14 protein-coding genes are annotated in these 25,213 nt (G+C 54.9%); 10 read left to right on the top strand and 4 right to left on the bottom strand.

Translation table 11 applies throughout. From position 1 onward, the window contains the following. The first annotated feature begins 25 nt into the window (after positions 1-25). The 5 genes from dnaE to BHW66_RS09830 all read left to right on the top strand — a co-directional run bounded on the left by dnaE (position 26) and on the right by BHW66_RS09830 (position 10,465). Positions 26-3,550 (top strand): DNA polymerase III subunit alpha, encoded by a 3,525-nt coding sequence (dnaE, locus tag BHW66_RS09850; protein ID WP_046438013.1) that lies wholly within the window; start codon positions 26-28, stop codon positions 3,548-3,550. A 4-nt stretch (positions 3,551-3,554) separates the two neighbouring features. After that, positions 3,555-4,118, top strand: coding sequence for a GNAT family N-acetyltransferase (locus BHW66_RS09845; RefSeq protein WP_031930203.1), 564 nt, complete (start codon positions 3,555-3,557; stop codon positions 4,116-4,118). A 652-nt stretch (positions 4,119-4,770) separates the two neighbouring features. Further along, positions 4,771-6,171 carry a glutamate decarboxylase gene (locus tag BHW66_RS09840; RefSeq protein ID WP_046437926.1) on the top strand — a complete coding sequence of 467 codons (1,401 nt, stop codon included), beginning with the start codon at positions 4,771-4,773 and terminating at the stop codon, positions 6,169-6,171. A 1,184-nt stretch (positions 6,172-7,355) separates the two neighbouring features. Beyond that, positions 7,356-9,932 (top strand): two-component regulator propeller domain-containing protein, encoded by a 2,577-nt coding sequence (locus BHW66_RS09835; protein ID WP_046437924.1) that lies wholly within the window; start codon positions 7,356-7,358, stop codon positions 9,930-9,932. A 53-nt stretch (positions 9,933-9,985) separates the two neighbouring features. Next, entirely contained in the window at positions 9,986-10,465 is a 480-nt protein-coding gene (locus BHW66_RS09830; RefSeq protein ID WP_146023934.1) for a hypothetical protein, read from the top strand. Positions 10,466-10,798: 333 nt separating this feature from the next. Here BHW66_RS09830 and BHW66_RS09825 read toward each other — a convergent pair whose 3' ends face one another. Next, the gene (locus BHW66_RS09825; RefSeq protein ID WP_102758705.1) at positions 10,799-12,796 is read right to left on the bottom strand and encodes a beta-N-acetylhexosaminidase; all 1,998 of its coding nucleotides are present in this window, start codon (positions 12,794-12,796) and stop codon (positions 10,799-10,801) included. Positions 12,797-13,032: 236 nt separating this feature from the next. On the opposite strand from BHW66_RS09825, the gene BHW66_RS09820 reads away from it, so the two are divergent. From BHW66_RS09820 to BHW66_RS09805, 4 genes are all read left to right on the top strand, one after another. Further along, positions 13,033-13,812 carry a hypothetical protein gene (locus tag BHW66_RS09820; protein WP_128153422.1) on the top strand — a complete coding sequence of 260 codons (780 nt, stop codon included), beginning with the start codon at positions 13,033-13,035 and terminating at the stop codon, positions 13,810-13,812. Positions 13,813-13,981: 169 nt separating this feature from the next. Beyond that, entirely contained in the window at positions 13,982-15,769 is a 1,788-nt protein-coding gene (locus BHW66_RS09815) for a chloride channel protein (protein ID WP_022198405.1), read from the top strand. 197 nt (positions 15,770-15,966) lie between these two features. After that, positions 15,967-17,493 carry a sigma-54-dependent Fis family transcriptional regulator gene (locus tag BHW66_RS09810; RefSeq protein ID WP_022198404.1) on the top strand — a complete coding sequence of 509 codons (1,527 nt, stop codon included), beginning with the start codon at positions 15,967-15,969 and terminating at the stop codon, positions 17,491-17,493. After that, positions 17,490-18,389, top strand: a complete 900-nt coding sequence (locus tag BHW66_RS09805) for a squalene/phytoene synthase family protein (protein WP_022198403.1) — start codon at positions 17,490-17,492, stop codon at positions 18,387-18,389. Before BHW66_RS09810 ends, BHW66_RS09805 begins: the two co-directional genes overlap by 4 nt. 1 nt (position 18,390) lies before the next feature. Here the strand turns inward: BHW66_RS09805 and BHW66_RS09800 are convergent, their stop codons facing one another. The 3 genes from BHW66_RS09800 to BHW66_RS09790 form a co-directional block, all read right to left on the bottom strand. Further along, entirely contained in the window at positions 18,391-19,962 is a 1,572-nt protein-coding gene (locus BHW66_RS09800) for a glycoside hydrolase family 75 protein (protein WP_102758680.1), read from the bottom strand. Next, positions 19,959-20,804, bottom strand: coding sequence for an SDR family NAD(P)-dependent oxidoreductase (locus tag BHW66_RS09795; RefSeq protein ID WP_102732330.1), 846 nt, complete (start codon positions 20,802-20,804; stop codon positions 19,959-19,961). The genes BHW66_RS09800 and BHW66_RS09795 overlap by 4 nt, the downstream gene beginning before the upstream one ends. A gap of 233 nt (positions 20,805-21,037) precedes the next feature. Beyond that, positions 21,038-21,460: a hypothetical protein gene (locus tag BHW66_RS09790; protein WP_012419416.1), complete on the bottom strand. Its 423-nt coding sequence runs from the start codon at positions 21,458-21,460 to the stop codon at positions 21,038-21,040. A 192-nt stretch (positions 21,461-21,652) separates the two neighbouring features. Between BHW66_RS09790 and BHW66_RS09785 the strand changes: the two genes are divergently transcribed. Further along, a complete protein-coding gene (locus tag BHW66_RS09785) occupies positions 21,653-25,189 on the top strand; it encodes an ATP-binding cassette domain-containing protein (RefSeq protein ID WP_102758679.1) in 3,537 nt (1,178 codons plus the stop codon). Positions 25,190-25,213: the final 24 nt, after the last annotated feature.

Here is a 25,213-nt window from a genome sequence, read left to right as displayed (position 1 = left end):
TATTAACCGCTTACAGGATCCATCCATGCCCGGTTCCTTCGTACACCTTCACAATCACACGGAATATTCGTTGCTGGACGGCGCCGTCCATATCAAGGACCTCATTGCTGAGTGTTCCCGCATGGGGATGCCCGCCGTTGCTGTTACGGATCACGGCAATTTGTTCGGAGCCATTGAACTGGTCATGGAGACAAACAGCCTCAATAAATCCGTGGCCGCCTGGAACAAGGAGCATCCGGAAGGACCGCAGAAGCAGGAGGTAAAGCCTATCTTTGGTTGCGAGGTTTACCTTTCCCCGACGCCCATCAGCGTGAAAAAACAGCTTCCCGGCCGCCGCAAATACACACATCTCCTTTTGCTGGCGGAAAATGAAACCGGGTGGCAGAATCTGGTTAAACTGGTGTCCCGTTCCCACTTGGAAGGCTTTTATTATAAACCCCGCGTGGATATGGAAACCCTGAGGGAATTTCATGAGGGCCTCATCTGTTGTACAGCATGCATTGCCGGACCGCTTAATGAGTGGCTGCTCAATGACCAGCCTGAAAAAGCAGAGGAAGCCCTTCTGGCGCTAAAGGATATTTTTGGGGACGACAATATTTTTGTAGAGCTTCAGGACCATGGCATGGAGGAACAGAAAAAATGCCTGCCGGAGCTGGTGCGTATCGCCCGCAAGACCAATACCCCCATTGTTGCCACCAATGACGTGCACTTCCTCAGGAAGGAAGATCACGACATGCACGATGTTCTGATTTGCATCGGAACCAACGAAAAACTGGCTTCCCCAAAACGCATGCGCTATTCCACGGAAGTGTATTTGAAATCTCCAGAGGAAATGCGGGAGGTGTTCAAGGATTATCCGGAGGCCGTGGAAAATACGTTGAAAATTGCGGAACGGTGCAATGTTACCATCAAGCTGGATTCCACCAGTACGGAGAAATACCCCGAATTCGGCACGCCGGACGGGTCGTCGCGCGAAGAATACCTGCGTAAAGTATGCTATAAGGGACTGGAAGAACGGTACGGAAAGGAACGTGTAGCTGCAGATAAGGAATTGCGCGATCGTCTGGATTATGAACTTGGAATTATCAACCAGTTGAAATTTCCCTCCTATTTCCTGATTACGGCGGATTTCATCAACTGGGCCAAGGATCATGACATTCCCGTAGGTCCCGGTCGCGGTTCCGCAGCCGGTTCCTTGGTGGCTTATGCCATGAAAATCACGAACATAGATCCTCTAAGATTCGGATTAATCTTTGAACGTTTCCTAAATCCGGAACGCGTCAGCCCTCCGGATATTGATATTGACTTTTGCCAGACACGCCGGCCGGAAGTAATTGATTATGTTCGGCAGAAATACGGAGAGCGCGCTGTTTCCCACATTATTACGTACGGCACCATGGGGGCCAAGTCCGTACTCAGGGATGTAGCCCGTGTGATGGATATGTCCTATGCGGACGGGGACCGTATTTCCAAACTTATCGAAACCGGCCCCAAGGTGACTCTTCAGTCCAGCTACAAGAGTAACGAGGAGCTGAGGGAGTTGATTGCCTCTGATGAGGGGTATGCGGAATTGTGGGGGTACGCGACCCGCCTGGAAGGCTTGATCCGCAACGTGGGGGTACATGCGGCAGGTGTTGTGATCGGTGACCGTCCCCTGGACGAGCATGTGGCCCTCACCCGTGACGATCTGTCCGATCCTCATGCCGCTGTCGTCGCCCAGTGCGACATGAGCGCGATTTATGAAGTGGGGCTTTTGAAGATGGACTTCCTGGGTTTGAAAACCCTGACCGTCATGCATGATGCGGAGCAATACGCCCGCTGGCGCGTGCCGGAGTTCAAACTGGATTCCGTCCCTCTGGATGACCGGGAAACCCTGGACTTGCTGAACAGGGGAGATACGATGGGGGTTTTCCAATTGGAATCCGGCGGTATGGTGGACACTTGCCGACGTTACGGGATTCAGAAAATTGAAGACATCATTGACTTGCTGGCTCTTTACCGACCGGGAGCCATGCAGTTTATGGATGAAATGATTGAAGTGAAGAAGGGACTGCGCCAGGTGGAGTATGAGCATCCTTTGCTGGAACAGGTCAGTGGGGAAACCTACGGCGTGATGATCTACCAGGAACAGGTGCAGGCGGCGGCCAAGCTGCTGGCCGGCTATACGCTTGGCGGGGCCGACCTTCTGCGGCGCGCCATGGGCAAGAAAGACCCGGCGAAGATGGCCAAGGAAAAGGCCCACTTTGTGGAAGGATGCTGGAAAACAAACCAGATTGATGAAAAAACGGCTACAGCTATCTTTGACAAGATTGAAAAATTCGCCGGGTATGGTTTTAATAAATCCCACTCCGCCTGCTACGGGCATATTTCCTACTGGACGGCCTATCTCAAGGCCCACTTCCCTGTGGAATTCCTCTGCGGGCTGATGTCTAATGAGGCGAACAATGACAAAATCGGAGTGTTCATTCAGGAAGCCAACCGCATGGGTATTGAGATCCTGCCTCCCGATGTGAATAAATCCATGCTCAAGTTCACTCCTGAGAAAATGCCCTCCGGCAAGCTGGCCGTGCGTTATGGGCTGGCGGCCATTAAGAACGTGGGAGAGGGGGCTATGCAGATTCTTCTGGAAGAAAGAGAGAAGAATGGGGAATTTTCCAGTATGGAGGACATTTGTAACAGGCTGGATTCCAAATCTGTCAACAAAAAGATTCTGGAATCCCTGATTCGTGCGGGAGCGCTGGACTGGACGCTGGAGCCGCGTTGTGTTCTGTTCGAACGTGTGGACCTGGCCCTCAGCGGAGCTTCCCAGGTACATAAGGATAAGGCTCTGGGGCAGGGGTCTCTGTTTGACATGACCTTTGAAGCGCCCAGGGTGAAGGATGAACCTGCCGTTCCAGAGTGGTCCAAGGAGCAGCGTATGGGAGATGAAAAGGATCTGTTGGGCGCTTATTTTTGCGGCCATCCCCTGGACTCCATGCGCGGTGTCATTGATGCGGAAAAATATACCCGCATAGGACTCATTGACACGCTGGAACCACACGAACTCAAGCAGAAGCACCAGATTGCCGGCATGGTTCGTTCCGTCACCCCCAAAATCAGCAAGGCCGGTAGAAAATTCGCCATTCTGACGTTGGAAGATTTTACCGGCAGCATAGAAGTGTTGTTGTGGTCGGATGTTTATGAAAAGGCTCAGGAAATGGAGGGAGGCCTGGAGCCGGGCGTTTTCGTCTCCATGCGAGCCAACATCCGGGAGGATGACCGTACATCCTCCAAAAGCGTGGCTGCCCAGAGCATTGACCCACTTGGAGGCAAAAAGCGCAAATCCAAATCCGGGGATCAGGGGCCTCTGAATATCATTGTCAGTCCCCTCCGCCACACGAGAAAAAATCTGGAACAGATACGGGATATTCTAAAAAGGTATCCCGGTCGTTCCAAAGTCAATCTCACCATCAAGGACAGCCTGGGCCATAGCCAAATTCTGGAACTGGATGAACGGTTTCGCGTGAATCGCTGCCCGGAGCTGGAAACAGAGCTTTCCATGTACAACTAAGGCCATGCCGGGAGGAAAACTGTCATTGCCGGAATCTGAACGCCTGGTGTTACGGGAGTGGCGGGAAAAAGACTGGCCTTTTTTTGCGGCTATGAACGCCAATCCCCAGGTGATGCGTTTTTTTCCCGGTGTCATGACGGACAAGGATTCTCTTTCCATGTGGAACCGTATGCGGGAAGAACTGGATGAAAGAGGGTATGGATTGTACGCAGTGGAATTGAAACATTCCGGTTCCTTGATCGGCCTTCTCGGCTTTCATTGGGCTGATTTTGAAGCGGACTTTACACCGTGTGTGGAAATAGGCTGGAGGCTTGTGCCGGAAGCCTGGGGGTACGGATACGCTACGGAAGGCGCCCGTGCATGCCTGAAACATGGTTTTGCACGATTCGGCTTTGACAGGGTATATTCTTTTACTGCTTGCGTGAATTTTCCTTCACAAGCTGTGATGCAACGTGTTGGAATGCGAAAAATAGCGGAATTCAATCATCCCAAAGTAGCTCCGGATTCCATTCTTTATCCGCATGTACTTTATGTGAAGGATACCTTCCGGAAAATTGAACGGGAGTAATCTTGAAGGAATGCCACCTGTTGACCGGGTAAAAAGTGCAGGGAGGGGGAGAAGGCACCTCTGCTGCCAGCCGTGGCTTAAAAGGGTGTAACTTGCCACGGCATTAACCCGGTATAGGTTGAGTATTTCTTCCCCCTGTCTGCACCAGAAGTTGCTCATCAGGAAAAGCGGGGAAGATTCCACGATGTTGGTTTTATTATTGTGCAGCAGTTTTTTTGATGGAAATTCGGGTTAATCCGTATTTTTCCCTTTCTGAAAGTGCGCATGCACGCCTCGGCATCAGGAACCGTAAAAGTCCGTGACACAGTTTTTTCCAATGGATGTTGTATTGTTAAGATAGGGGGGTAACACATTATCCCGTCTGGGAATTGCATCCGAAAACGTCCGTTTCTCTTAACTGTCATAATATGGAGATGTCATACATAAAGTTATCTGGAGATATTGGCGAGTTTTTATAAAGATATTTGCAATTAAATAATTTTTAGTCATCAATGAATGATGAAATAAATCTCGACTCTGTGTTTTTCCGGGAAAATTATACCTAGGATAATGACAATGGAAATATGAACGCTTTTATTCGCGGGTGCTTCTATCCTTCATGCGGGTTGCCTTTCACGGTTGGCCCGGAAACGATGAAACAATAGATACCGTCATGTTTGATCCAAATCAAAAACCCGATACAGCCCGGGCGGAAAATTCCATTTTCGGTTCTCCGGAGGCAGATAACCTTCTCCCCAAGGATGAGTTCCCGGATTATGCGATGCGCGCGGAGGACGCTTTCCAATTGGTGTCCGATGAATTGATGCTGGACGGCAATGCCCGCCAGAATCTTGCAACCTTCTGCCAGACCTGGGATGAAAAGCAGGTCAGGATGCTGATGAATCTCAGCATTAACAAGAACATGATTGACAAGGATGAATATCCCCAGACAGCCGCTATTGAGATGCGTTGCGCTGCCATTATTGCCAATCTTTGGAATGCCAGCCAGAATGAAAAGCCTATTGGTTGTTCCACTATCGGTTCCAGTGAAGCATGCATGCTTGGAGGCATGGCCGCCCTGTGGCGCTGGAGAGCCCGCCGGAAAGCCGCCGGCAAACCCATTGACAAGCCCAACCTGGTATGCGGCCCTGTCCAAATCTGCTGGCACAAGTTCTGCCGCTATTGGGATATTGAAATGCGTGAAATCCCGATGGCGCCCGGAAAATGGAAGATGGATGTTGACCGGATGCTGGAACAGATTGATGAGAACACCATCGTTGTGGTTCCCACGTTCGGAGTGACCTATACGGGTGCTTATGAATTGCCGGCGGAGATTGCCAAGGCCCTGGATGATTATGAAAACAAGACCGGCATCAGCGTTGACATCCATGTAGATGGAGCCAGCGGCGGTTTCCTTGCTCCGTTCTGCGCCCCGGATCTTGTCTTTGACTTCCGCATTCCCCGCGTCAAGTCCATCAGTGCTTCCGGCCATAAATACGGATTGGCTCCGCTCGGAGTGGGCTGGGTCGTTTGGAGAGATATTTCCGAACTGCCTGAAGGGTTGATCTTCAATGTCAACTATCTTGGCGGGGAAATTCCCAATTTTGCCATTAACTTCTCACGACCGGCCGGACAGATTATCTGCCAGTATTATGATTTCATCCGACTGGGCAAGGAAGGCTATACGAACATCCATACACAGGCCTACGAAGTAGCGAAGTACATTTCAGATGAGCTTTCCAAACTGGGGCCGTATGAATTCATTTGTACGGGCGATCCGGAAAAAGGTATTCCCGCCGTCTGCTTCTTCATCAAGGATGGAGCCCGTGCGAACTACACGCTCTTTGACCTTTCGGACAAGCTGAGAACCCGCGGTTGGCAGGTGCCCGCCTTCACGCTCCCTGCCAACTGTCAGGATACGGTGGTGATGCGCGTCATGGTTCGCCAGGGCTTCTCCAAAGATTTGGCAGACCTGTTCCTGGAAGACTACAAGCGCATGCTCTCTTTCTTCGAGAAACACCCGGTCTCTTCTCCGATGACGGCGGAAGAAGGAACGGCTTTCCACCATTCCTGATGGAAGAAGCTCTGCTGAGCGATTTTTGTTGGATGAATAAGTGTGTGTAAGCGCAGCTCCGCAGTTGTCAAGGTTTGTGCGTGGACCTGACGGCTGCGGAGCTTTAATAAGTGTTTATTTGATACGTTTCGATATTTCAGCAGGGTATTCAACAGCCCCAGGGAGGTAATCCGGGGCGGAAAGGCTGTTCTGCTATGGGCCGGATGCAGAATGATATGTTCCTTTTCTTTGTTGTGGAACGGAACACCTTCCTCTCCAGAAATAATCCGGAGGGGTTGGATAGGTCAGGGAGGTTCGTTTTTTCCGTTTATCTAGAAGTAATAATTGGCACCTGGGTATGAGGAAAGAACGTACGGGACGGCATAATTCTATCTGTCGTGAATTTGGCCGTATCTTTTAGGGAGGCGGTGTTTCATACCCCCGGCTTGGGGCTCAACAGAAACCTGCAGACCGCTATTATAATCGCCCGGATAGGCCATCTAGGGAGAAAACCGGGGGCTTTATTCCATCTTTTTTGTCTTCGCTTTCTTCTTTTCCGCCTGTCGGACTGGTTCCTCCCTCCTTTCCTTTGGTGGCTTTAATATACAGTTGACCGTCAGTCCCGCTTTATGAAGCAATACCTCATTCATGGTCGGAAGGGTGCTGCGTGACTATGCCGGAACTGGTTGCTGGAATCAGGTCCGGAAGAATTGTTCGTGTTGGTGAGGACAACACTTTCTTTTTCTTTGGCCATCATCGGGAAGCCCTCCTCCGGGAACGTCCATATTGCCTCCTATTGCCGCTTCGGAAGAGTAGATGGCTTCTCCTTCGGATCTTGAGCTGTGTTTATTCTCCTGCCTCAAAAAAGGCCGGTAAATATAACTTTATATGGGGAAACGCATGGTAGGTTTGAAATTTGAATCAGAGAATAACCGGGGAAAACATGTTGAAAAAACGGAATGCCGGACGTTGCTATCAGGCCTGTTCCCTGTATTTTCCCATCCAAGCATAAAAAAGTATTAGTGAGGATTTTCTTGGAATTGATGTTTTTAATATAACTAACACATATTAAATTGTTTATGTGCATAATTCTAAACGAATTATGCCGTATTTTGTTTGGATAAACTTAACAATAAATTGAAAATGGCGTTGACAATGATAAAAACCGATAATATTATCCTGCAATAATCAGGAGATAGTTGGTTATGTTGATTAAATTCAAACACTTCGTAGGGACATTTGTGTTGATTTTCCTTTTGTTGGGGGCGTGGGCGGCAGGAAAGGTCGTAACCGTCCAGATACCGGAGCAACTTCCGGAATGTCCGGTCCGTTTTATTCGCGGCACGCTGGTAGCTGGCGACGGCTCCATTTGGGCCGTAGGAGAAAAAGAAAGCATTTACCGCCTTCAGATTGGGGACCGGACATATGAAAAATCGTGGCTTAATATGGATTATTATTCCGGTTTCCCCAAAGGAAAGAATTTCACCTGTATCGCGGAGGACAGGCAGGGGCGCATCTGGGCGGGCACGGATGACAGCGGCGTAGCCGTTTTTAACGGAAGGGAATGGAAGATGTATGACCGCAGCAATGCCCTAAATGGAGAGCATGTTTATGCTTTGGCCATTTCTCCCGTTTCCGGGGAGGTGGCCGTCGCCACATCCGGAGGCGTATCCATTTACGATCCTGCAGGCGATTCATGGAAGACGCTGGACAGGTCCACCGGCCTGGTGGAAGACCAGGCGGCTTCCGCAGGTTTTGATACCAGGGGGAATTTGTGGCTGGCCTATGCTTGCGGCGGGGTATCCTGCTCTTCGCGCCAGTCAAAGTATATGCAGTGGAAAAATGTTCAGGCTCCCTGGTACTGGGATAACAGGCAATTCGCCCGTCAGCCGTACCAGCCGTATGGTGATGGTTTGCCTTCCAATATCTGCAATGTTTTGACTTGTACGGATAAGGGCCAGGTGTTGGTAGGTACCTGCTCAGGCTTGGCGTACAGTAACGGCATTAGTTCTTGGCGTTATATGAGAGGGCGTGATTATGCCCAGAAAAACAACCATCTGTATGGTTCTGCCGCACGGAAGACTGCGGTGCCGGGGGAGTCGAATTCCAGAATGTTGTCTGAAGATTTTATTTCTTCCATTATCCAGCAGGGAAAGGAAATTTTCATCGGCTACCGGATGCAGGGAGTGGATGTTCTGGATGCTGAAAAAATGACGGTGAATCAGAGAATAAGGAAGGGGCTGGAAAACGTGGATGTTCCTTCCTTGCTGGCGCTTCAGGACGGGAGTGTTTGGGCGGCGACATACGGACGGGGCTTTGTTCGTCTGAAAAAGGGGACTCTGGCTTATAAACTGGACAGGGAACAGCTGGACAATGAAGTCCCGTTCCCTCGTCCGGCGCAGATGGAGGAGCCTTCTGTAGTGCTCAGAAGGTTGGAAAGGCTGGGATCCGATGCGCATGCGGGGAAGAATATTGTGTTCCGGGGGGAGGACTGGACTACAAAAGGGGACTGGTGCGGGAAGTACGGGCACACGCGTGCCACGCTGTGCGCCACGAATGCCCCCATGAGCAATTCCGAATTCAAAGCCAAGCCTATCAAGTTCCGTACCCTTTCTTCCGTTCCCGGACATCCCGGATACAAGGGGGCCTTGTCACCCTACTGGATTCAGGGGCTGATGGGGCTCAACCGCAAGAAAGGGGACGCTTTGCGCTGGTGGGTGCATAGCATCAAGGAAAATGATAACCGCAACGTTCTTTTCGACCCTACGGATTCCGTGCGGACAGAGGCGGAGTGGGATGACCACGGAGAAGTGTATCCGGGCTTTGTGGATGGACCCGATATATGGGTAGCCGTAGAGGTGCCGGAAGGTGTCCATGAAATAGCCCTGTATTTTTACAATCCCAACGGTTATCTCACCAATGAATTCAGGCGGGATTACGTGGTGGAAGCCAGAAGGCACCCTTCCACCGCTCCCCTTGTGTTCCAGTTCAATATTGAGGGGGATCTTGCGATAGGAGAACAGAATAATTGGGGGAAGGAACTTGCTGCATCCATGGAGCAGTGGTATTCCTACCCGGTGGAGGCGCGCACACGCGTTTCCAGATTTGCGGGGTCCGGGGTTTATAAAAGGTTCATGAGCAGGAAAGGGGGGATTTACCTGTTCCGTATTTGCCGGAACGGTTCCTTTAATACCATTTTAAACGGCGTGTTTGTGAATGAAAAAATACCGTGGGAAATTCGAATGCCTGAGGAATTGCCTTATTACGTATCCGGTGCTCTGGCCGGTATTGTCCCCACTCCGGAAAGGGTGAGTGGAGCTACTCTGGGACAGAGGGAAAAGGCTGTGTGCAAGCCTCTGTATGAGTTGCAGTATACGCGCAAGTACCTGACTCCAGCTGCGTGCAGTCTTCAGAACAGGTATATTCTTTCCCTGTGGCGGCAGGCCCGGGAGAGTCGGGCCGAGGGTGGTTGCCTGGCGGACTGCCTCCAGTGGGAAGCCAGAGTAAGCGACGACCGTGTGAGAGCTTCCTTCGATGAGACCATGAAGCGTTCTTGGGATCAGAGCCAGATTTATTATATTGGCAACAGGTCCCGGGATTTCATGCCGAATGCCCCGGGTACTGTTCCTTTTTCTCTCAGCGAATTGCGCCTGATGGCCAAGCTGCGCATCGACTGGAGGCAGTATCGGGACGATGCGAAGACCCCTCCTGAAAAAACTGTTCAGGAAATGAAAGAATTCCTCAATAAGGAATTGCTGAAACAACAACAAAGTAGAAAATAACAATGAATAAAATTGCCTGTGCAATAATGGTTTCTCTCTCAGGAATCTGTCTCTTGAAAGGGGAAACAGTGCCGCAGAAAACGGAATGGAAAGGGGGACGTCTCATTTATGATGGAGTCATCATCAAAAATCAGTTCAATCTGCCTCAAAAAGGAATCAAATACCATGATGAGGATAGGTTGTCCTATGATGTCATGGACACCACCATTGAAATGAGCACCACCCTTTCCAAAAATCCTCAATGCGGCAGGGAATGGTGTTACAAGGGAATCAGCCATATTGTTGTTAAATATTCCGGCCCGATTTCCGATCCGATAGACGGGGGAACCATCTATTTTGAACCATACTATAACCACCATATCTGGTTTGATAAGAAAAAGCATGGGGAATGGGGGATTTTGTACTCCAAAGTCTATATTATTACCCGAATCAAGAATGCGAATATTGAGGATGTCAGAGACTATGGAATCAGCGGGGAGGACGGAAGCATCTTTTTCCAGTATGTGGAAAAAGTGGTAGATGATAACATGTAAATTCCGTCTGGCTTTCCCGGATGAAAATCATCTTCCGCCGATTCACGGTTGTTCAGGCTCCGGAGGTTCGTAAGCAACGACCTCCGGAGCCTTGTTAAGGCAAGGTTGATTTCAGGGTAAGCCTTTCTGGTTTAAAGTATCAATTTCGTGCCGCTTGATGGAAGGGGTGTCTTCCTCTATGAAAAGACATGCCGGCGCCCTTGGGAGGCCGATGATACTGAAAGGCTTGTGTCCGTAACCATGAGTCTGCGGATGCAGTGCTCCGTTTGTCGGAGTAAAGGGGGCTCTGTGTGAAGCCCCTGCTGTTTCTGGTATAGGACGGGGACGGTGTTTTTATGGCGTTTCAAAATACACTGTCCCGTGGGAATCCCGGCCTCCGTCCCCTTTGAATTTTGCTTTGACAGTATAGGTTGCTCCTTGCCTGGGTTCCGGGGCATTCAGAATGTACTGGATATTTTCCTTATGGGCGCCGCTTCTGCCCGCATGGGCGTCCCGGGAGATTTCCCGGGAATTTTCATACAGGGCTACGGATTCGATTTCGATGGCGTGGGCACCTTTGTCGTACAGCAGGGTGACAGTGTGTTTGCCGGACGCTTTGACCAGTTTGGTAACGTCAAACGAATGTTCCTCCCGGGTCAGGGTGGCAGGCGTCCATGTGCCAATCCTGGGCGTATTGAAAAAGTCAGATTTGTCTATTTGGCTGATGACGTTCCGGGCAAACTTGATCCCCATCAGATCCATACGCTCGCTATACGCTTTCAAGCGTTTTTTGAAATCCGGAAAATCCTTTTTACCGGCGGGAGTCCAGCCGACTTCCGCAAAGGCGCAGGCACGGGGGAATGCCTGGTAATGCAGGCGTTCCGGTGTGGAAATCCATTCCGTCCATACTTGGGCGCCCAGTCCCTTGACTCTGGAATGGTACTGTTCCTCCAACCCGGGGAAAACGGGTTCGAACCCATATGCCTTTTGCAGGGGAATGCTGCCGTAGCTGTAATCCAAATAGGTGGAGGTGTGGAGAGAATTGATAACGTCGTGTCCGTCCCGGATAGCGTTTTTAGCCAGGCCGGTGTTGCCCTTCCAGAACTGGATGACGGCGTTTGTATCCAGTTTGGCGCCGGCTTTTCCTCCTCCGTCCCCATTGACGTCATGTCCGTAAATTTCATTCCATCCCATCATGCGGCGCCCTTTTTGGGCAATAATGCCGGACATGCGGTTGGTGAAATGCATCTGGACGTCCGCATAACTTCTCATGCCGTTTTTTTTCATGAATTCCTCAATTTCCGGAACACCCTTCCATTGCTTGTCATAGCGCACCTCATCTCCGCCAATGTGGATGATTCTGCCGGGGAAGAGCGCCGTGATTTCATCCAAAACATCGGACAGGAAGGCATAAGTTTTTTCCGAGGTGGGATCGAAGGCCGTATTGACGATGAATGTGGTGGGCACTTCCCCGGGAGTTTTCAGGCTCAGGAAGGGGTATGCTACGGCGGCGGCACTGGCATGGCCCGGCATTTCAATTTCCGGAACGATGGTGATGTTTCGGCGGGCTGCGTATTGTACGATATCTCTGATCTGTGCCTGGGTATAAAAGCCTTCATGCGGCGTTCCGTCTGATTTACCGCTGTTCCATGTGCCGATTTCTGATTCTCTGCGTTTGGAGCCAATGGAGGTCAGGCGCGGATACTTCTTGATTTCAATGCGCCATCCTGTGTCGTCCGTCAGGTGCCAGTGCAGGATGTTCATTTTCAGCAGAGCCATTTGGTCGATGATCTGTTTAATGGTTTTCTCGCCAAAGAAGTGGCGTGCTTCATCAATCATCAGCGCCCGCCAAGAGAACCGCGGGTAGTCCGTTATGCGGAACGGAGTTTCAGAAATATTCCACCGGACGGCGGATTTATCTGCCGTCCGGTCGTGGAAGACGAAGGGCATCATCTGGACCAGGCTTTGCCCCGCGTAAAAGATGCCCCTGGCATCGGCTGCGGAAAGGATGATTCCGTTTGGGGATGATTGGATGGAGTAGGCTTCTTCTCCTCTGGCGGCAAGGGTTGGGTCTTTTTTGATGACGATGCAGGCGGCTTTTTTCGACGCTTGCCCGGCCGGTTTAAGGGGAAGGGGGAGTCCTGTCCCTTCGCTGAGCATCTGCTGCAATTGCCCTGCCTGATCCAGGAAAGACTTGTCCTGTGTTTCCGTGATGATGAGGGAATCCGGTGTGAGACGGGCCGGACTTCCTGTGAACAATGTGATTTCCGCCGGTTTCGGGATGATTTGTTCTTGTGAGAAGGCTGCGGGAAGGAAGGTGGACAGGGCGAGTGCGGGGATAATGAATTTCATGGACACGGTTATAAGTACAAAGACTGCTGACACAATCTTTCATGGGGAATTCGTTTTTTTGGCTCTTGGAACTGAATATTGTTTTTTCATGCTGGTCTCATCTTTAGAAGGTCTTTGTCCGGGTGAGGGCGTAGTATCCGTTTACGGCTAAAGCGGTGTGCGGGTACGCATGGGTGGATGGCGTCGCCTCCGGATATGCCGTTTTAGAAAAATTTCCAGCCATGACCAATATGAAGATGAATACCGTAATTCTGTTGTCGCTGGCGGCCTGCACCGGCATGCTGGCGTGTCCCGGAGCCTGGGCGACGGCGGTCTGCCAAGAACAGTCCTACCACCTGAAGACGGCATGCCCCCACCCCCTTTCCCTGGCCGGTCCTGCGGATGAGCGTGTTTATTTGCGATTTCAGGCGGGGTGGGCCAGCAAATACGAGTGCGAGGGCTTGAACTTGTGGGACGGTTCTCTCTGCATGTTTGTTCCTGAAATACAGTATAAAGAGTGGGTGGGGAAAATATGGTACGGTGTTTCCACGGATCACCGGAATCATGCGGAGCTGAAATACCGGCTGGACTACGTCAGGGAACTGGGCAACTGGACGGTCATGCCTTGGTATGAGCACAGCTTTGTTTTTCCGGGAGATAAGGGAATCCCGCGTCCCGGATTGAAGACGACCTACCATTTTTCCGACCGCTGGTTTGGCGGCGCGGACCTGTACTGGCAATATAACAACCATACGTTTCGCGGTTATTACGCCGTATTTGCGGGGATGCATGAAGAAATAGCTGATTGCGTGCGGGTGGATGCCGTAGTGCGCTACGGTTACAATGGGGGGTATGTAGGCCCGGTGGTGCACCATGGTTCCAATGCTCTGGATTATAATCTGAGCGTTACCTTCCGTGCTACCGGGCGCCTGACTGTGGAATTGTTCACCAATTACAGCCAGGCGCTGACCGTGGTAAAGCAAAAGGGGCTGGGGGATGATTTCTATTACGGCGTCAATTTGAAATATACGTTCTGACTACCGGCGCGGGGGCCAGGCCCCGAAGGGGGCCCGTAAGAGCCGTCTGCGGATCCGTTGAAAATCTTCTCTGGCTCCGGAGGGGCATGGGGCTGGGCAGTTTTTTCTTCCGTATCGAACAGCCGGAGGTATTTTTTTGTCACAATGGAATAGTATTGCCTTCTTTTCTATGAATTCTCCACTCCCCCAGTCCCAGCCGCCGGATTCCGTCTGGTACGGATGGATTTTAAAACTGTTCCATCATTGGAAGGTGGGGGAAAGGCAGGTTACTTATGTATGGGCCGTTCTTGTCGGCATGGTGGGCTCCTGCATGTCTCTGTTTTTCGAGTGGATGGTGGAAGTGATCCAGTGGATGCTCACCGGCATCTGGTCGGATTCCCGCGTAGGAACCTTTTCCCTGGTGGAGCCGGAATGGCGCATGTTTATTCCGGTGGCGGGCGGCCTGGTGGCCGGCTGCATTCTGCTGTTCCTGAAGAAAAGGATGCCGGGGCAGGCTACGGAATACATGGAGGCCATGTCCATCGGGAACGGGCTGATCAAGTTCCGGGCCTCCGCCCTGAAAGTTTTTTCCGCGGCATGGAGCATCGCTTCCGGCGCGGCCATCGGCAAGGAAGGGCCTATCATCCAGTCTTCCGCCCTGATTGCGTCTACCGTGGGGCAGCGTCTGCACGTATCCATTCCGCGGCTCCGTCTGCTGGTTGGCTGCGGAGCGGCAGCCGGGTTCACGACGGCGTTCCATGCCCCTTTTTCCGGCTGCCTGTTCGTGAGTGAAATCATCATCGGCACCGTGAGCATGGATATTCTGGCCCCCCTGCTCATTGCATCCTGTACCGGGTTCGTGATGCTGCATCTGCTGGGGGATCCCTCCCCTTTGTACAGTTCCCCGTTTGAAAGCTTTACTGTCTTTTCCCAGTCTCTCTGGTGCATCGCCTTGGGGGCGGCGGCGGCCGTGGCGGCCAGGGGATGGGTCAGTTTGCTGGATGCGGCCGCCAGATATTTGAATGGCCGCCAGTCCCTTCTGCCGCTGCGATTGGCGGCCGCCGGGCTGGTCGTGGGGATTCTGGCCGTTTTTTATCCGGAAGTGGTGGGCAACGGTCAGGCTCTCATTACCGGGCTGGTCCATGAGGATTACGGCACGCGGGAGGCGCTCGTCCTGCTTCTGGTGAAGGTGTCTGCCGTGGCGGTGGTGTTCGGCTGCGGCACGGTGGGGGGAGCCATGACGCCCACCCTGTACGTGGGGAGCATGGTGGGTTTTATCTTCAGTACGGTTCTGACGTCTCTGGGAATGGAGGGCAACCATACGGTGGCGTATGCGATGGTGGGTATGGCGTCCTTTTTCGCCGTAGCTGCCCAGGCCCCCCTGACGGCTCTGGTGATGGTGGTGGAGTTTTCCATGAGCGGACAGATGATTTATCCCTTGCTGATCGGTGTCGTAAGCGCTTATGGCACGGGAAAACTGATTCGCGCGCGTTCCATGTATGCCGCCAGCCTGGCCGGCAGTCCGGCGTCCGTCGTCAGTCTGCCCATGGCGCAAGTCCATGTGCATGACCTGGCGCGGCACGTGGTGCCCCAGGTGGCCCCGGATGCTTCCCTGGATGATGTCTCTTCCCTGATGCTGCGGAATCCCGGAGATCTGGTTTTTGTGGTGAATAAGGATGGAACTTATGAAGGGGCCATCTATCCGGAGGACTTTCTGGCGGTTCGCCGGCAGATGGAGGAGCGGAAGGGGGCGGCCCCGGCCGATGCCGGGTCCCTGGTCCGTACGGGCGCTCCCGTGCTGGACGCCGGCACCCATCTGACGGATGCCTTGAAGCTGTTTGAACAAACCCATCTGCCAGCCTTTCCCGTGGTCTGGAAGAATACCGGTCGGCTGGACGGCGTGCTGTACCGCAACGCGTTGTTCCAGGTTATCACGGAGATGATGAAACGGGAGTCCGGCGGAGACGTGGGCATGTAAAACGGAACGAAACAAGGGATGTATATTACATTTTTGTAAAAATCTTTTGTTCCCCGTTCGTAATATCATCAAAATTAATTGCTGGGATGTTATCCATATTCCCCGTACCGTTTTTTTGCCCGGCTGCATGGCGGTGGAAGAAAAAGTAGTTGGTATGGCGGGGGCGTGCGGTTAATATTCGCCCAGCCCCGGATTGCATGAATGAAATAAACAGGTCACCGGATTTGGAGATGGTCGTGCTGAAAGAAATCAGCTCCGCCATTGTCAATGAACGCAACGGCACGGCTTTGCTCCGGCATATTCTGGATGTGCTTTACCGCCGCATGAAAATGCTGCGCGGCACGTTCACCATCCGCCGCGGGAACGATTTGATGATTGAAGCCTCCCACGGCCTGGACGAGCAGGAAATGAAACGCGGCCATTACCATGTGGGGGAAGGCATTACGGGGCATGTGGCAGAAACGGGCAGGCCCCATGTGATTGAGGATATTTCCCGGGATTCCAGGTTCCTGAACCGTACCCGCACGCGCAAAAGCGGTGAAAAAGTAGCCTTCATCTGCGTTCCCATCATTCATTTGCAGCAGGTCATCGGCACGTTGAGCATTGACCGTGCCGTGGACCGGGACACCGACCTGGAACGGGATCAGAAACTGTTGGAGATTGTAGGCAATATTGTTGGGGATGCTCTGGCTGCCAGCCTCCAGGCGCATGAGGAACGTGCCGCCCTGGTCGCGGAAAATGAAAAACTGAGGGAGCTTTTGACGACTAATCCGGGCGAATTGATTGGCAATTGCAGCACTATGCTCCAGGTGTATGAACAGATCCGCCAGGTGGCGCCCAGCGATGCCACGGTGCTGATACGGGGAAGTTCCGGAACGGGGAAGGAACTGGTGGCGCGCGCCGTGGTGAATCTGAGCGGCAGAAAGGATAAGCCGCTGGTCACGCTGAATTGTGCGGCCATGCCGGAGAACCTGCTGGAAAGCGAGCTGTTCGGTCATGAAAAGGGTTCTTTTACCGGGGCCACCAGCCGCCGCATCGGTCGGGCGGAGGCGGCGGACGGCGGCACCCTGTTTCTGGATGAAATCGGGGATTTAAGCCTTCAGATGCAGGTGAAGCTGCTGCGCTTTCTTCAGGAAAAAACCTTTTCCCGCGTGGGAAGCAACAGGGAGCTTCATGCAGACGTGCGCTTCATCGCCGCCACCAGCCGCAATCTGGAGGAATTGATGGCGGCGAACAAGTTCCGGGAAGACTTGTACTACCGGCTGAACATTTTCCCCATCGTTATGCCGGACCTCTCCAAACGCAAGGGGGACGTCATGCTGCTGGCGGAACATTTTCTTTCCAAGTTCAACCTGAAATACGGAAAGGATATCAAACGGCTGTCCACTCCCGCCATCAACATGCTCATGGCTTACCACTGGCCCGGCAACGTCCGGGAGCTGGAAAACTGCATGGAACGTGCCGTCATTACGGCGCAGGACGACTGCATTTACGGTTACAACCTTCCCGCCTCCCTCCAGATGCCCAGCCATGACGTCCCTTATTCCCGTGACGGGGAGGCTCCTGCCGATTTGCCGACCATGGTAGATTCCTTTGAACGGGAATTGATTGTAGCCGCATTGAAACGTTCTCCGGGCAATATGTCCGCCGCGGCCCGGGAACTGGGCATTTCCCCGCGGGTACTCCATTATAAGATGCACAGGCTGGGCCTGCAGAAATCATGAAAGGCCTTGACCATCTTCTATCGGCCGTCTCCCGGTCCTTTTATCTGAGCATGCGCTTCCTGCCCCGGGAAATGCGCTCCGGCGTGGCCGTGGGCTATCTGCTGGCGCGTGCCACGGATACGGTGGCGGATGCCGTGGATATGGATTGCCGGGAGCGCCTGGCGCTTTTGAGGATGATGGGAGAGACGGTGGCCGGCGCCGCCTCCCGGGAGGTCGCCGCCACCTGTTTTGGCCGTCTGGGCGTTCTTTCCACAATCCAGACGCACCGGGGAGAGGCGGAATTGCTGGCCCGTTTCCCCGAATGCCTGGCGCTGCTGGAAAACCTTTCCCCGCATGAACGGACGCTGGTGCGGCAGGTGCTGGCCTCCATCGTGGAGGGACAGGCGTGGGATTTGATGTATTTTGAAAGCCATGCTGCCGTCTCATGTCCGGAACAGCTGGAACATTATACTTACATGGTGGCCGGCTGCGTAGGGGAATTCTGGACCAGGCTGGGTTTGCTGGCTCAGGGGCCGGGCTTTAGCACGCAGCCGGAGGAGCAGCTTTTGCGCTGGGGCAGGCACTACGGCATGGGGCTGCAGTTGGTGAATATTCTGCGTGACCGGGAGGAAGACCTCGCCCGCGGAAGAAGCTACTTGCCTGCCCCCGATGACCGTCCATGGCTGGACCGTGCGGAACGCTGGCTGAAGGAAGGGGTGTTTTACGCGGAATCTCTGCGGAACGGGCGGCTGCGTTTTTCCACTGTCCTGCCCGCTTGGCTGGGGCTGGACACGCTGGAATTGCTCCAGCGGGCGGATCGGCGGCATCCGTCTTCCGGGAAGGTGAAGATTGCGCGCGGAGACGTTTATTTCCGGATGTGGAAAGCCTTTCTTTTTTCCTGGAAGGAGGCTCTGTAGCTTATGCGGCGCTTTTTGCGGCTGATGAAGCCGGTGCAGTTTGCGGGGAAGCCGAGGCCGGCGCGGGCTTGTTCCCGGGGGCTTCCTCCTTTTTCCGCTTATCCGCGGATGTTTCCGCTGTGCCGCCGCTTTCCGGTTTTGGGGCGGGCGGCGGCTTGGGCGCCAGCAGGTCTTCCCATTGGTGGAGTTTGAATCCTTTCCCCATGCCGCCTATTTCGTTGAGAAGTTCCCGGCATCTGTCCGTAAGTTTTTCATAGTCGGGTGGGCCGGCCTCAGGCTCTGCGGAACCGGGGAAAATCAGGTAACTTACCTTCAGGTCGGAGACGGGGCGGCTGTAAGGGCCCGCCTTGGGGTTGATTTCACGGCTCAGGCGCAGGGACCCCTCCCCAGTTTTGTAGCGCGGCCCGGCGTCTCCCACCAGGGCCGGGTACAACTTGTCTCCCACGATGACGACGGCATAGTCCCCGAACTGCGGGGAGAAGGGAGAGGACTGGTTGACGACTCCCAGCGGTACCACGATGAACGGATCGTATTCCGAGATCAGGAAGCTGTACCGCTTCAGTTCCTCAATGACCCGTTCCGCATGGTCTATTTTGCGGCGCAGAGCCGTTTTTTCCGCGGCGGGGGCTTTTTCCAGCGTCTTCTTGTAGGAGGCCAGCCTCTGCTGCCAGGGGTTGAGCAGGGGATTGGGCTTGTCTGTGCGCTTTTTCCAGCGGTAGGAAGTGCTGGGCTGATAGAAGGAGCTTTTCAGGATTTTATCCGGCATGGCGGCCAGCCGGTCCCCGTCCGAGCCGTCGGAAACAACATCCATTTCACTTTGCAGCCAGAGAAGCTTCCTTCCCGTGTCCGGATAGGCGGTTTCCAGAATCGTCTCCGTATCGTAATAATTATGGCGGTCCAGAAGTTTGAGCAGGGAGGCCAGGTTTTTACGGATTTCCGTCTGTTTGCGGACGTAAACCTGCCCGTAGTAAGGGGAGACGCGCGCATGCCTGAACAGGGTGGACAGGCCGGGAAGCATGGGTTCCAGTTTCGGATTGAGCTTCAGCATATCTTCCTTTTTCGTCAATGCTTTGGGCTGTTTGACGTTCAGGGAAAGGGTCATCTGGTAATTGCTTTTGGTTTCCCTGTCCCTGGAGGCCAGGGTGCCGGGTTGGAAATTAACCTGCGTTTTCAGGTTCAGGCCGCGGGCCAGTTCATAAATATGGGTCATGGCCCCTTCCGCGGGCCTTGTGGGAAGCACGGGAGGAAATGGGGGGTACTGCACCGGGGGAAGGGCGATTGTGCGCTCCGGCGTCCATGGAGTGTACAGCCGTTCATCCCCGGGTTCCTTTCCGGAGGCAGATGGCGCAGCGGTTATTGGCTGTTCTTCCTGCCCGGGCTGTTCCGCGGGGGGGGATTCCTGGGGCGGACAGGTTCCGGAATCCGGCGGCGCCTGTTCCGGCTCCCCTTTCAGGGCGCGTATGATCTGGGCGGGGTACGGCGTGAACAGGGAGGCTGCCATGGCTGCCAGGCAGAGGCAGACTGCGAGCTTGAACCAGGTGAGGCGGGGTATTCCGCGGCGGTGCGCTTTCATGATGCTGAAGAAGGAGAATCATTGGATGCCGGCAGGACTTTCCGGGGACGCCTGCCCATGAAAAGGCGTATCAGCCCCAGCGGGGCGGCAGCCAGCAGCATGGCGGCCAGCCGTATTTTCATGCCGGGAAAGACCCGGGCTCGTCCGCGGGCCAGGGCGCGGAGGCTGTCTTTCACGACGGTTTCAACGGACGTGTCAAAAGCATTGCGCCCCGGCATCATGTTTCCGGTGAAGCCGGGGCGGCGCGCCGCTTTCCCGAAGCCTGTGGAAACCGGGCCGGGGCAGACGGCCATCACGCGGATGCCGTGTTCGCGCAGTTCCAGCCGCAGCGCTTCCGACAGGCTGGAAACATAAGCCTTGGTGGCCGCATAAACGGCAAAATCCGGAATGGGCAGGAGGGCTCCCAGGGAACTGAGGTTGATGATATCCCCTCCGTTCCTCTTCATGACGGGGATCAGCGCATGGCACAGGCGGGTGAGGCTTTCCACGTTCAGGCGCAGCAAGGAACGTATTTTTTCCCAGCGGCCGTCCGCAAAATCTCCGTAATCACCGGCTCCGGCGTTGTTAATCAGAAGGGTTCTTCCCGGAGGAAGGCTGTCCAGGCGTGAAATGAGCGTATTCAGGGAGGTTTCGTCCGCCAGGTCGCAGGGAAGGACGGAGGCGTGAAGGCCGGGATGGCGTTTTTCCAGGGCGGCGGCAAGCTGGCGCAGGGCTGCTTCATTCCGGGCGATGAGCACCAGTTCCGCCGTATGGGGGGCCAGCGTTCCGGCAAACGCTTCCCCGAAGCCGGATGATGCGCCCGTAATGATAATCCTGTCGTATTGGAGGCGTGCGGTGTACATGGCGGGTTGGAGCAGCCCGTATCATGGTCAATCCGGTGCGGAACCGCAATGAAAAAGGGGGAAGGAGGACGCAAAAAGCCGGCCTCCCTTTTTTAGGCCGGGGCCAGGCGCAGAGGTCTTCAGGTGCATGGAACCGGGGCCGGTCTGTTCCGCACTTCCGGGAGGACGGCCGCTCCAATAAAAAACCGCCTGCCGGATGAACGGGAGGCGGTTTGATGGAAGAGGGATGTTTCTTAGGCCTGGGCAGCTTCTTCCTGCACCTGCACTACGCGGAAGGGCACGCGGGAGGCGAGCTCGCCGTCAACCGTCAGGTCGATGGAGTAGTTGCCCGGTTTTTCAAAACGCAGGCCTTGGAAGTTCATGATCAGGTTGCGGGTGAAGAAGGAAGCCCCTTCCGGGAAAGCGGGAACCGGGAAATTGATCTTGATGGGCATACGTTCCTTGTCCAGCGGCGTGCCGTCGGCATCAACGATGCTCAGGCCCAGTTCGTGCGTGCCTTCGTCTTCAGGAGTGAGGCAGATGCGCAGGGCAACGGCGCAGACGGGATGCACGACTGGGAACTGGCGGGCAACCAGGGAGTCAAAACCGCCCTGGATGCAGAGCTTGCCCTGGTAGTCGGCGGCGAAGTCACAAAGAGTAGAAACTAAAATATCCATGTTGTGATAATGTTGATGTATTTGGCTAGCTTTCACGCGGAAAGCATGAACATTGGACAGAACTATACTTCCTACGGACCTATTGCAAGATAAAGCTGTAGAAAATATTGTCATTTCTCCGTGAAATTCCGGTTGCGCTTGAGATGGGGCGGGAATCCCTGTACTACTGGTTCCGGCAACGCGTTTCCAGGCATGATCCAATGGTTTTTTGACATTCCTTCCAAGCTGATTCACTGGAGGCTGAATCTGGTCAGGACGCTGGGCGCCTACGTGCCGTGGCTGCGCCGTGACGACGGCTCCATGAAGGTTCATGCCGGAACGCTGGTGGACTTGTTCGCCACTATTTTAAGCGGACGCCGCCATTTGAGCGCCCGTGATGCGGACGCCGCTCTGGATATTCTGCGCTATACTTTCCCGGAAGTGGAGCACCGCTGGCTTTCCAACCGTTTTGAGCGGTCCATGAGGGCCAGCCTGACAGTTGCGGATGTCCTGGCCTCCGCAGCTTCCGGCAGGGATGAGACGGAACGCATGGCGATAGCTCTGGAAGTGCTCTCCCTGCTGATCAATACGGGAGATGCCCGCATGACAGGGGATCTGTTTGACCAGGTGACGTACGGTCTGGAACTGCCGGGCACGGCAAACCACCTGAGGCAGCTGCTGATGACACCGGACGTGGAGGCCCAGGAACCGGCGTACAGCGTCGGTTTTTCCTCCGGCATCGGTGCGGAGGTATCCCTCCCGGAGCAGGATAAGGGCATTTCCTTCCGCCTGATCCGGTGTTCCCGTTTGGTGCTGGTGGTGAATGACGGCACCCGCCCCATTGTGGTGCGCGGGCGTCATTTGCAGCCCGGCGGGGTGATGCCATTGACCAACGGGCAGGTGGTGCTTCTGCCGTCCGGTCCGCTGAGTTTTGAAGACTTCGCGTTTTTTCTGGATTGCAAGCGTTCAGGCAAGCAGGATGTATGCTATATTTCCCTGGACGGAGGCTCCCTGCAAATCAGCCGGGTGCGTTCCCGCGCCAGCGAGGTGCGCGTGAACATGGGGCTGGCGTGCGAGGTGGAGGTGCTGAGGCCGGAAGTGGAATTCGCGGTTGACGGGAAACGGCTGTACCCCGGTGAAAGCGTGCGCATGGCCTATTACTCATCCTTCACGCTGGACGGGGAAGGGCCTTTCTCCATGGGGGAGGTGCAGAATTCCATGTCGGACATCGGGCGCCGTTTCCGCCTGGATCCCGGAAACCGCAAGCTGCGGGTGACCAACCTGCCGGAAAAGGCGCGCAAGGGAGACATGCTGCTGACTCCCGGGCTGGCCCCCGGAGCGGTGCTGGAGGTTTCTTTTTCCAGCGCCACCAATTCCGGCTGGCTGGAAGTGGTGGAGGCCTCCATGCCTCTGCTGCTCAATGGGCGGCCTGTTCGGGGAAGGGTTTCCCTGAGGGATGGGGACGTGGTGCACCTGAATGCCTACCACGCGCTGCGCTGCCGTTTTTCCGCCGGGGTGCTGGATGAAGAATACCATGCGATCAGAACCCTCAGCGTGGAAGGGGTGACCAAGGAATTCCTGCGCTCCGGACGCGTGCTGGACAATATTGACCTGGCCGTGAAACGCGGGGAAATGGTGTGCATCCTGGGGCCCAGCGGGTCCGGGAAAAGCACGCTGCTCTCCATGTTGGCCGGCCAGTTGCCGCCCACCCGGGGCTGCATCCGTTACAACAACCAGCTTCTGTACAGCGCCCCGGATCTTATCCGGCCCTACATCGCCTTCATTCCCCGGGAAGATATTCTGGATGCGGCCATGAGCGTTTCCGAGCACATCTCTCAGGCCACCATGATACGCCGTCCGCGGCTGAACCGGTCGGAACGCGTCAGGCGCGTGAACGCTATTTTGAAATTCCTGGGCCTGACGCACATCGCCTCCCGCCGCGTGGGTGAGATGAACGCCCGCACCATTTCCGACGGGGAGCGCACTCGCCTGAACCTGGGGCTTGACCTGGCAGGCATTGCGGATGTTTTCCTGCTGGACGAACCTATCAGCGGCCTGTCCACGTCAGATGCCAAGCTAGTCATGCAGACCATGCAGAACATGAGCCGCGACAAAATGGTAATCGCCACCATGCACCGGCCCAGCACGGCTATTCTGAACCAGTTCCACAAAGTGCTGGTGCTGGACCACGGCGGCCAGATGGCTTACTGGGGGGACGTGCCGGGCATGATGCGGTATTTCCGGAAGGCGGCTGCGGACATGGCCATTGACGTCTCCGAGGAGGCGCGGACGGCCGGAGGCGCGGACTACGTATTTGAGGTGCTGGAAGCCCCCCTCTCCTGGCACGACCGCCGCAGGCGGCAGCACCCCCGCTTGTGGCAGGAGCGCTTTGAAGGCTACCGGTTCCGCAACGTGATGGGGCATCATCATGAAGGGGGCGCCCCCAGAACGCTGTATGAAGGCACGCTGGAATTTCCCCCCGCCCCCAGGCGCAGCGTCATACAGCTCTGGCGGCTTTTCCGCATCTGGGCCGTGCGCACCTTCCTGGGGCGCGTGCGGAGCCGTATGGGGCTGTACACCATGCTGCTGGAAGGGCCGGTGCTGGCCCTGCTGATTTCCATGACCCTGCGCGCCTCTTCCAGCCCGGAATATACGTTTGCCACGGCCCTCCACATCCCTTCCTACCTGTTCCTGGCGACCATTGTGGCCATGTTCTTCGGCCTGACCGGGGCGGCCAGCGAAGTGCTCAAGGACCGTGCCCTGCTCAAGAGGGAGAGCAATGCCAAGGTATTTGTGACCGGTTATGTGCTGGCAAAGGCGCTGGTGTTGACGGGGCTTTCCGCCGTGCAGTCCGCCCTGTTTCTTTGGGTGGGGAACTCCATTCTGGAAATCCATGAAATGTTCCTGATTTACCTGGGGACGATGACCCTGACGGCCTTTGTCGGCGTGAGCCTGTCCCTGCTGGTTTCCGTCTTCGCCAGGACGGAGAGGGCGGCGCTTAACATGGTGCCTCTGCTTCTGATTCCCCAGATATTGATGGCCGGAGCCATTGTCCGCTTTGATGAAATGAACCAGTTCATCCCATGGTCCGCCCACCGTACGGATGAACACGGGCGTCTTAAGCCGGGGCGTGTGCCGCTGGTGGCGGAATTCTGCCCTTTGCGCTACTCTTTTGAAACGATGGTGGTGGACCAGGCGTCCAAAAATGTATGGGAGAGGGAGCGTGAAACCATCCAGGAGAAAGTGGACGACCTGAAGGAACGCCCTCATCTGGACGACAGGGAATTTGAAGAATTCAAGCTGCTCAAGATGGCGCTGCTCCACATTGCCGCTATTGGAGCGGAGGGGCCGGAACAGGCCAAAGCCGCCGTCCGGCAGGTGAGGAGGGCCGCCCTTGGCGGTTCGGAAAAAAGCTACAGGCGGACTATTGCGGAATTGGAACTCCTGGGCAAGGACCGTCCGTCCGTCAAATCCTTCTATGTCAATGACCGCGTTGTGATGCTGGATGAATCTGCCGAAATCCAGCGTGTCAGCCGTGATGCCCTGGACAGGCCGGAAATTTTTCTGGCCCGCCGCCAGCCTCTGCTCTGGGGAGGCTCCGGCCTGTCCCCGGGGGATTCCGGATACAGCGCTGATGACGGAACGGTTCCCACCCCATGGAAGGATTCCCTGTTCCTGTTCCTGATGGGGGCTGCCCCCCTGCTGGTCACGGGCCGCGTCCTCAAGCGCAGGCTGGAAAAGGCCGGATGACGTTTGCGGCCTGCGGGGATTGGC

Origin of the sequence: Akkermansia sp. 54_46 (assembly GCF_001917295.1) — a bacterium.
Lineage (GTDB): Bacteria > Verrucomicrobiota > Verrucomicrobiia > Verrucomicrobiales > Akkermansiaceae > Akkermansia > Akkermansia muciniphila.
The sequence above is the reverse complement of the archived record's forward strand: the minus strand, read 5'-3'. Positions and strand labels throughout refer to the sequence as shown.